The following is an 8,199-nucleotide window of genomic DNA, read 5'->3' as shown; positions in this document are numbered from 1 at the left end:
GGGGGGGGGCCCGGCGCCCCAACCCCTGCGCCCCCCCCCCCGGGCCCTGTCTGGGGCCCCCCCCCGACGCACCTCATGCCCCCCGGGCCAGGCGTGAAACGGCAGGCTATCGATACGGATTTACGGCGCGAACTTCCGGTGCAGGACACTAGGTACAGGAAGGGGTCCTTCATGTACTTCACGCAAGAAGCGCCGCCGGTCCAGTGGGGCGTGAGTGGCAATGAGGGTTAGAACCCGAATCGCCATTCACGACCCGCTGTACCGAACGCGCACCTACGCCTTGGGCGTCAACAGCACCACGGGGATCTCCCGTTCGGTCTTGGTCTGGTACTGCGCGTAGTTCTTGTAGTCCGCGGTGATCTTGGGCCACAGACGGGCGCGCTGCCCGGCGTCGGCGACGCTCGCGACCATCGGCTGCGGGCTTTCGCCCTTCAGGGTGACCTGGACGTCCGGGTTGTCGCGGAGGTTGAGGAACCACGCCGGGTGCTGGTCGTCGCCACCGCGGGACGCCACGATGACGTACGCGTCGCCCTCCCGCAGCGGCGAGGTCAGGAGCACGGTGCGCGGCTGACCGGATTTGCGGCCGATGGTGGTCAGTTCGAGCACGGTCATCCCGGCGACCTGCCAGCCGGCGCGGCCGCCGCTGACCTTCTGGATGACGCGATGGACGGCGTTCATGGTCTTCAAGGCGAAATCACTGGGCATGCGGAGAAGGCTACTCCGCTTTCATCGCGACTTCGATTCCGTCCAGGAGAACGGCCAGCGAAAACTCGAAGGCCTCCCTCGCCTCCTGCTCCAGATAGGACACCGTCTCGTCCTCCATCCGGAACGCCTGCTCGCTCTCCATCCAGGTCAGCGTCGGGAACCGCTCGGCGAAGTCCGGCGAAACCTCCCGCAGCTGCGCGGACCGGGCGTACCACCACTCGTCGTCGGACTGTCCTGTCGCCTTTTCGGCCAGGCGCGACTCCGATGCCGTCCTGGCGGGCTCGCGCACGCACGAGTACAGCGCGCTGACCAGCCGTCGCAGTGCCGCCGGGCGTAATCCGGTCCGGCGCAGGATCTTCACCAGCGCCTCCAGTACGACGTACTCGTTCGGCCCCAGCACCGGCCGCGCCTGCGAGATCTGGAGAACCCAGGGATGCCGCAGGTAGAAGTCCCAAAGGTCCTCTGCCCAGCGAGCGGCGTCGGCCCGCCAGTCTTCCCCGTCGTAGGAACCCGGCAGCTCGGCGAGCGCCTTGTCGTACATGAGATCGAGCAGCTCGCTCTTGCTGGGGACGTAGGTGTACAGCGCCATGGCAGTGCGGCCGAGCCGGTCCCCGACGGCACGCATCGAAAGGCCCGCCATGCCTTCGGCGTCCGCGATGGCGATGGCGGTTTCGACGATCAGCTCCACCGAAAGCCCCGGTTTGGGGCCGGGCCGCTCGGAGTCCGGCGACTCGGTCCGCCACAGCAGTGCCATCGACCGCCAGGGGTCTCCTTGAGCCGCGTAGACGACCACTTGCCAACTCCTTACAGCATAAACCAACCTCTGCTACCCTCACTTTACAGGCTAAAGAGTTCCAACCAGGGGAGAGCCATGCCTTCGGCCGCCGACAGCCACGACATGATCCAGGTGCGCGGAGCCAGAGAGAACAACCTCGCCGACATCTCGGTCGACATCCCCAAACGCCGCCTCACCGTCTTCACCGGTGTCTCGGGCTCGGGGAAGTCGTCCTTGGTGTTCGGCACCATCGCCGCGGAGTCACAGCGGCTGATCAACGAGACCTACACCGCGTTCATCCAGTCCTTCATGGCCCCGGTCGGACGGCCGGACGTGGACGCGCTGCGGAATCTGAGCGCCGCGATCGTCGTCGACCAGGAGCGGATGGGCGCCAACTCGCGGTCCACGGTCGGCACCGCGACGGACGCGCACACGATGCTGCGGATCGTCTTCAGCAGGCTGGGACAGCCGCACATCGGGACTTCGGGGGCGTTCAGCTTCAACCTTCCCGAGGGGATGTGCCCCGAATGCGAGGGGCTGGGGAAGGTCTCCACCATCGACATCGACCAGCTCGTCGACAAGGAGCTTTCGCTCGACGAAGGGGCGATCACCGTCCCGAACTTCGCGCCCGGCAGCTGGTACTGGAAGGGGCTGGCGGAAGCCGGCTTCGTCGACCCTGCCGTGAAGCTGAAGGACTACACGCCGCAGCAGTGGGAAGACTTCATGCACAAACCCGCCACCAAGATGAAGCTCGGCGGGATGAACACCACCTACGAAGGCCTGCTGGTGAAGGTCCAGCGGCTGTTCCTGTCGAAGGACAAGGAATCCATGCAGGCGCACGGCCGGGCTTTCGTGGACCGCGCGATCACCTTCGAGCTGTGCCCGGCGTGCGAAGGCGCCCGGCTGAACCAGGCGGCGCTGTCGTCGAAGATCGAGGGCCTGAACATCGCCGACTGCTCGTCGATGCAGATCAGCGATCTGGCCGATTTCGTCCGCAAGATCGACGATCCGTCGGTCGGCCCGCTGATGCAGACACTGCGCGGCACCCTCGAGTCGCTCGTGGAGATCGGCCTCGGTTACCTGAGCCTCGACCGTGAATCCGGGACGCTGTCCGGCGGGGAGGCGCAGCGCGTGAAGATGGTGCGGCATCTGGGTTCCAGCCTCACCGACGTCACCTACGTCTTCGACGAACCGACCGTCGGGCTGCACCCCCACGACATCCAGCGCATGAACGGCCTGCTGCTTCTCTTGAAGGACAAGGGGAACACGGTACTCGTCGTCGAGCACAAGCCGGAGACCATCGAGATCGCCGACCACGTCGTCGACCTCGGTCCCGGCGCCGGGCCGAATGGCGGGCAGATCTGCTTCACCGGCGACGTCGCCGGGCTGCGCGCCTCCGGCACGCTGACCGGGCGGCATCTGGACCACCGGGCGCGGCTGCGCACCGACGTCCGCGTGGCACGCGGGCAGATCCCGATCCGGAACGCGACCAGGCACAACCTGCGCGATGTCGACGTCGACATCCCGCTGGGCGTGTTGACCGTGGTCACCGGCGTCGCCGGTTCGGGCAAGAGCTCGCTCATCCACGGTTCACTGTCCACAAGGGACGATGTGGTGGTGCTCGACCAGTCGCCCATCCGCGGCTCGCGGCGGAGCAACCCGGCGACCTACACCGGCCTGCTCGACCCGATCCGCACCGCGTTCGCCAAGGCCAACGGCGTCAAGGCGGCCCTGTTCAGCGCGAACTCCGAAGGCGCCTGCCCGAAGTGCAAGGGCATCGGGCTCATCTACACCGACCTGGCGATGATGGCCGGGGTGGCGACGGTCTGCGAGGAATGCGAGGGCAAGCGGTTCACCGCGGAAGTGCTGACGTACACGCTGCGGGGCAAGAACATCAGCGAGGTCCTCGCCATGCCGGTCGCCGAGGCGCGCGAGTTCTTCACCTCGGGTCAGGCGCGGACGATCCTGGACCGGCTTTCCGACGTCGGCCTCGGCTACCTCGGGCTCGGGCAGCCGCTCACGACGCTGTCCGGCGGGGAACGGCAGCGGATCAAACTGGCCATCCGCATGGCGGAGAAGTCCGCGACCTACGTCCTCGACGAGCCGACCACCGGCCTGCACCTCGCCGACGTCGACCAGTTGCTGGGGCTGCTCGACCGGCTCGTCGACGACGGGAACACGGTGGTGGTCATCGAGCATCACCAGGCGGTGATGGCGCACGCGGACTGGATCGTCGACCTCGGGCCGGGCGCCGGTTCGGACGGGGGTCAGGTGGTGTTCACGGGGACTCCGGCCGATCTGGTCGCCTCCGGTGACACGCTCACGGCGCAGCACCTTCGCGCTTACGTGGGCCAGTAGCGCGCGCTATGAAAGGCCCCTTCATTGCAAATTTTGCAATGAAGGGGCCTTTCATAGCATCCGGGACCGACGCCGAACCGCTTCACGAACACCCACCGCACCGATAAGCCCCAGCACTCCCAAAGCGACCCCCGAAGTCACCATCTCGACAGGCGAAGCCGCCAGCGGCGAAACCCCCGTCACCGACTCCAGCCCCACGACAGCGGTCAGCACGGCGTAGGCACCGATCGACGCCCACACCAGGCGCACGCGCCGCCGTTCCGTCCAGTCCGCGAACCGCAGCAGCCAGGCGAGTCCCGGCAGGATGAGGATCGCGTGCATCGCCACCGCGTGGAGTGGCTTCAGCGCGCCGGCGGTGCTGTACGCGGCCTGCGGGTTCCCGCTCCGCGCCTCGACGACGCCGCTCGCGATCATCGCCGCACCCGCGCCGAGCGCCACCAACAGCGCGACGAGCCCGGATCGCACCGCGAGCCGCATGCTCGGCGTGGTCTCCCCTTCGCCGCGCATCGCCGCGGCGGTGAACGAGATCGCCGTCAGGATGATCACGCCACCGCCCGCCGCGAGTGTGGTCGACACCGCGTTGTCGAAGCCGGTCTCGAAGTTGAAATGCGACGGCACGCCGCGCCACGCCTGCATGCTCACCAGCACCGTCTCGACGACGCTCGCCGCGGTGAACACGCCGAGCAGCACGTTCCGCACCCGCGGCCGCACCGCGACGTACGAAGTCGCCCAGGCGACGGTGACCAGGGTCAGCCCGAACGACAGGCCGAACGTGACCGCTTTCCGCATCGACAACGGCCCGGTCCACGAACCACCGGACACGATCAGCACTCCCGCGTGCACGAGTCCACTGAGGAACAGGAGTGCTCCGACCACGTAGGCGACGCGTTCGATCGTCCGCGATTCCTTCATGCCGAAGAGTGTCTTCCGGCACGCGGCGAAAAGCGTCAGCCGTGAAGCGACATCGCGCGTACGCCCGCCTACGTACCTGAGAGGCCCCTCAGCGAAGACTGCGGTAGAGACCATTGGTCTGTTACTCTGGCCGACATCATGCCCCGCATCCTTGTCCGCGTCGCCGCGCTGATCGCCGTTCTCGCCCTCCTGTTCGGTGTGCCGTGGTGGACGATCGTCGGCTCACCCGAACTTCCCGCCGCGCTCGAAGTCCTCGGCACGATCGTGTTCGCCGCCGCGGCGATCGCCGTGCCCGTGTGCATGGTCCTCGGCCACGGCCCGTGGCAGCGCGACCTCGCGGCGAAGATCGGCGACCTCTCCCTCGGGCTGATCTGGCTGCTGTTCTCCTTGTCGGTACTCGGAAACGTGCTGCGACTCGTGCTCACGGTGTCCGGAGTGGACGGTGCGGCGGGAATCGTGTCCGGTGTCGTCCTGGTGGCCTTCGCGGCGCTGGCGGCGTACGGGATGGCCGAAGCCCGGCGCGTGCCGAGGCTCAAGGAGCTCGACGTCGTGCTCCCCCGGCTGGGCGCGGGCCTCGACGGTCTCCGTTTCGCGATCATCACCGACACCCATTTCGGCCCGCTGAACCGGACGAAATGGTCGGAGAAGGTCGTCGAGGTGGTGAACGAACTCGACGCCGACGTCGTCGCCCACGCGGGCGACCTCGCCGACGGCTCCGTCGCCAAACGCGCACAGCAGGTCGCGCCGCTCGGGAAGGTGCGGGCGAAACTCGGCAAGTTCTACATCACCGGCAATCACGAGTACTTCGGCGAGGCGCAGGCCTGGCTCGACCACATGCGCGACCTCGGCTGGGACACACTGCACAACCGGCACGCGAAGGTCCGTCAGGGCGGGGACACGCTCGTCTTCGCCGGGATCGACGACCCGACCGGCACCGCCTCAGGCCTGCCCGGCCACGGCCCCGACCTCCCCGCCGCGCTCGACGGCGTCGCCGCGAGCACGCCGGTCGTCCTGCTCGCCCACCAGCCGAAGCAGGTCAAGCAGGCCGCCGAGGCGGGCATCGACCTGCAGATCTCCGGGCACACCCACGGCGGCCAGATCTGGCCGTTCCACCTCCTGGTCCGGCTCGATCAGCCCGTGCTGGCCGGGCTTTCGCGCCACGGAGAGCGCACGCAGCTCTACACGAGCCGGGGCACCGGCTTCTGGGGGCCGCCGCTGCGCGTCTTCGCGCCGAGCGAGATCACTCTCCTGACCTTGCGAAACGGCAAGTAGTCACCTGGTTGCGGCATCTCCGGCGTCGCAACCGATGTCACCGACAAATTTTTTTGTCTTGACAACTGATGCTTTCGGGACGAGAGTTGTGCCAACGCACTCGCCGCCCCGAAAGGCCGAAACGATGACCATCGCCGCCACCCGGACCCCCGTCGCACTCCCCGCCCGCGCCCTACTCGCCTGCGGCGCGGTCTCGGGCCCGCTGTACTTCCTGACCACGCTCACCCAGGCCGCCGTCCGCGACGGTTTCGACGTGACGAAGCACCCGGCGAGCATGCTGAGCAACGGCGACGCCGGCTGGATCCAGGTGGCGAACTTCCTGGTCACCGGCGTCCTGATGATCGCGGGCGCGATCGGCCTGAGCCGGACGCTCGAACCGGGCAGAGGCAGCACGTGGGGTCCACGGCTGCTGGGCGTCTTCGGCGTCAGCCTGCTCTTCGCCGCGGTCTTCAAGGCCGATCCCGGCAACGGCTTCCCCGCGGGCCGCGGCCCGGGCACCATCAGCACCGCGGGCGTCCTGCACATGGCCGCCGGCTCGGTCGGCTTCCTCTCGCTGATCGTCGCAACCTTCGTGTTCGCGAGCCGCTTCTCCCGTGAGGGCCGCCGCGGCTGGGCCGTCTACTCCCGCGCCACCGGCATCGCGTTCTTCGCCTCGTTCGCCGGGATCAGCTCCGGCAACGCGAACGCCGCCGTGATGCTCGCCTTCTGGGCCACCGTGATGCTGGCCTGGGGCTGGGTCACCGCCGTCGTCGTCCACACAAGCCGCTAGACAATCCTAGGAGAATTCCCGCCATGAGCACCGTGACCTCGCAAGACGGCACCACCATCGCCTACACCCGCACCGGCTCCGGCCCCGCCGTCATCCTGGTCGACGGCGCGATGTGCCACCGCGAGTTCGGCCCGGCCAAGCCGCTGGCCGCCGAACTGGCCGCGCACTTCACCGTCTACACCTACGACCGCCGCGGCCGCGGTGAAAGCGGCGACACCGAGCCGTTCTCCGTCGCCCGCGAAGTCGAGGACATCGCGGCGCTGATCAAGGAAGCGGGCGGGACGGCACACGTCTACGGCATCTCGTCCGGCGCCGCGCTCGCCCTCGAAGCCGCGAAAGCCGGGCTCCCGATCACGAAACTGGCGGTGTACGAATTCCCGCTGGTCGTCGACGACACCCGTCCGCCGGTCCCGGCCGACTACGACGAACGGCTGGAGAAGGCCATCGCCGCCGGGCGTCCCGGCACCGCGATCAAGACCTTCATGAGGGAAGGCGTCCGCGTCCCCGCTCCGGTCGTCTTCATGATGCAGTTCATGCCCGCCTGGCCGAAGCTGAAGAAGGTCGCGCCGACCCTGCGCTACGACGCCGCCCTGTTCGACGGCCTGCACGACGGCACCCCGCTGCCCGAGGGCCGCTGGGCGGGCGTTTCGGTGCCGACGCTGGTCATGGACGGCGGCAAGAGCCCCGCGTGGATCCGCAACGGCGTCGCCGCGCTGGCGAAGGCGGTCCCCGGCGCCGAGCACCGGACGATCGAAGGCCAGACGCATATGCTCAAGCCGAAGGCGGTGGCCCCGGTACTGATCGAGTACTTCAACGACTGACGGAGCGATCATGAAGATCGAACTGGTCGAAGGCGACATCACCGAACAGCAGGTCGACGTCGTGGTCAACGCGGCGAACTCGTCACTGCTCGGCGGCGGCGGGGTGGACGGCGCGATCCACCGCCGCGGCGGACCGGAGATCCTCGCCGAATGCCGGGCACTGCGCGCGGGGCATTACGGCAAGGGACTGAAGACCGGAGAGGCGGTCGCCACCACGGCGGGTCGCCTTCCGGCGCGCTGGGTGGTGCACACCGTCGGGCCGGTGTGGTCCGATTCCGAAGACCGCTCGCCGCTACTGGCGTCGTGCCACCGCAACTCGCTGCACGTCGCCGCCGATCTCGGCGCGCACACCGTGGCCTTCCCCGCGATCTCGACCGGAATCTACCGGTGGCCGGTCGAATCCGCGGCGGAGATCGCCCTCGAGACCGTGCTGAGCACGCTTTCGGCCGGATCGTGCTCAGTGGAACTGGTGCGGTTCGTGCTGTTCGGGAAGGCGACCTACGACGTGTTCCGGGAGCAGGCGGAAGCGCTGGGCGTGGCCGGGTCGTGAGTGAGGATTCGGGTTAGAACACGAATCGCCACTCACG

The 8,199-nt window shown here is 68.2% G+C and carries 8 protein-coding genes; 5 read left to right on the top strand and 3 right to left on the bottom strand.

Going from position 1 to position 8,199, the window contains the following annotated elements; genetic code table 11:
- Nucleotides 1-273: 273 nt before the first annotated feature.
- Together ACIHAO_RS35675 and ACIHAO_RS35670 are read right to left on the bottom strand one after the other, a co-directional pair.
- Nucleotides 274-705, bottom strand: a complete 432-nt coding sequence (locus ACIHAO_RS35675; RefSeq protein ID WP_396565445.1) for a nitroreductase family deazaflavin-dependent oxidoreductase — start codon at nt 703-705, stop codon at nt 274-276.
- Between the two features lie 10 nt (nt 706-715).
- Nucleotides 716-1,498 (bottom strand): TetR/AcrR family transcriptional regulator C-terminal domain-containing protein, encoded by a 783-nt coding sequence (locus ACIHAO_RS35670; protein ID WP_396565443.1) that lies wholly within the window; start codon nt 1,496-1,498, stop codon nt 716-718.
- A gap of 78 nt (nt 1,499-1,576) precedes the next feature.
- Between ACIHAO_RS35670 and ACIHAO_RS35665 the strand changes: the two genes are divergently transcribed.
- Nucleotides 1,577-3,838, top strand: coding sequence for an ATP-binding cassette domain-containing protein (locus ACIHAO_RS35665; protein WP_396565441.1), 2,262 nt, complete (start codon nt 1,577-1,579; stop codon nt 3,836-3,838).
- Nucleotides 3,839-3,889: 51 nt separating this feature from the next.
- On the opposite strand, the gene ACIHAO_RS35660 is transcribed toward ACIHAO_RS35665, so the two are convergent.
- The gene (locus ACIHAO_RS35660) at nt 3,890-4,750 is read right to left on the bottom strand and encodes a hypothetical protein (protein WP_396565438.1); all 861 of its coding nucleotides are present in this window, start codon (nt 4,748-4,750) and stop codon (nt 3,890-3,892) included.
- Between the two features lie 138 nt (nt 4,751-4,888).
- On the opposite strand from ACIHAO_RS35660, the gene ACIHAO_RS35655 reads away from it, so the two are divergent.
- The 4 genes from ACIHAO_RS35655 to ACIHAO_RS35640 all read left to right on the top strand — a co-directional run bounded on the left by ACIHAO_RS35655 (nt 4,889) and on the right by ACIHAO_RS35640 (nt 8,162).
- On the top strand, nt 4,889-6,022 hold the full coding sequence (locus ACIHAO_RS35655) for a metallophosphoesterase (protein ID WP_396565436.1): 1,134 nt from the start codon (nt 4,889-4,891) through the stop codon (nt 6,020-6,022).
- Nucleotides 6,023-6,146: 124 nt separating this feature from the next.
- Nucleotides 6,147-6,791, top strand: a complete 645-nt coding sequence (locus tag ACIHAO_RS35650; RefSeq protein WP_396565434.1) for a DUF998 domain-containing protein — start codon at nt 6,147-6,149, stop codon at nt 6,789-6,791.
- A 23-nt stretch (nt 6,792-6,814) separates the two neighbouring features.
- Nucleotides 6,815-7,612 carry an alpha/beta fold hydrolase gene (locus ACIHAO_RS35645; RefSeq protein ID WP_396565432.1) on the top strand — a complete coding sequence of 266 codons (798 nt, stop codon included), beginning with the start codon at nt 6,815-6,817 and terminating at the stop codon, nt 7,610-7,612.
- A 10-nt stretch (nt 7,613-7,622) separates the two neighbouring features.
- Complete coding sequence (locus ACIHAO_RS35640; protein WP_396565430.1) at nt 7,623-8,162, top strand: O-acetyl-ADP-ribose deacetylase; 540 nt, start codon at nt 7,623-7,625, stop codon at nt 8,160-8,162.
- Nucleotides 8,163-8,199 lie beyond the last annotated feature (37 nt).

The sequence above is a fragment of the Amycolatopsis sp. NPDC052450 genome (genome assembly GCF_044547565.1).
In the GTDB taxonomy this organism is placed as follows: Bacteria; Actinomycetota; Actinomycetes; order Mycobacteriales; family Pseudonocardiaceae; genus Amycolatopsis.
Note: the sequence above shows the minus strand (reverse complement) of the source record. Positions and strands in the feature narration are given on the sequence as shown.

What these genes read in the sequence shown, in the direction of transcription:
- ACIHAO_RS35640 (WP_396565430.1), top strand. Translation starts at nt 7,623, where the DNA reads ATGAAGATCGAACTGGTCGAAGGCGACATCACCGAACAGCAGGTCGAC.
- ACIHAO_RS35655 (WP_396565436.1), top strand. Translation starts at nt 4,889, where the DNA reads ATGCCCCGCATCCTTGTCCGCGTCGCCGCGCTGATCGCCGTTCTCGCC.
- ACIHAO_RS35665 (WP_396565441.1), top strand. Translation starts at nt 1,577, where the DNA reads ATGCCTTCGGCCGCCGACAGCCACGACATGATCCAGGTGCGCGGAGCC.
- ACIHAO_RS35645 (WP_396565432.1), top strand. Translation starts at nt 6,815, where the DNA reads ATGAGCACCGTGACCTCGCAAGACGGCACCACCATCGCCTACACCCGC.
- ACIHAO_RS35650 (WP_396565434.1), top strand. Translation starts at nt 6,147, where the DNA reads ATGACCATCGCCGCCACCCGGACCCCCGTCGCACTCCCCGCCCGCGCC.
- ACIHAO_RS35675 (WP_396565445.1), bottom strand. Translation starts at nt 705, where the DNA reads ATGCCCAGTGATTTCGCCTTGAAGACCATGAACGCCGTCCATCGCGTC.
- ACIHAO_RS35660 (WP_396565438.1), bottom strand. Translation starts at nt 4,750, where the DNA reads ATGAAGGAATCGCGGACGATCGAACGCGTCGCCTACGTGGTCGGAGCA.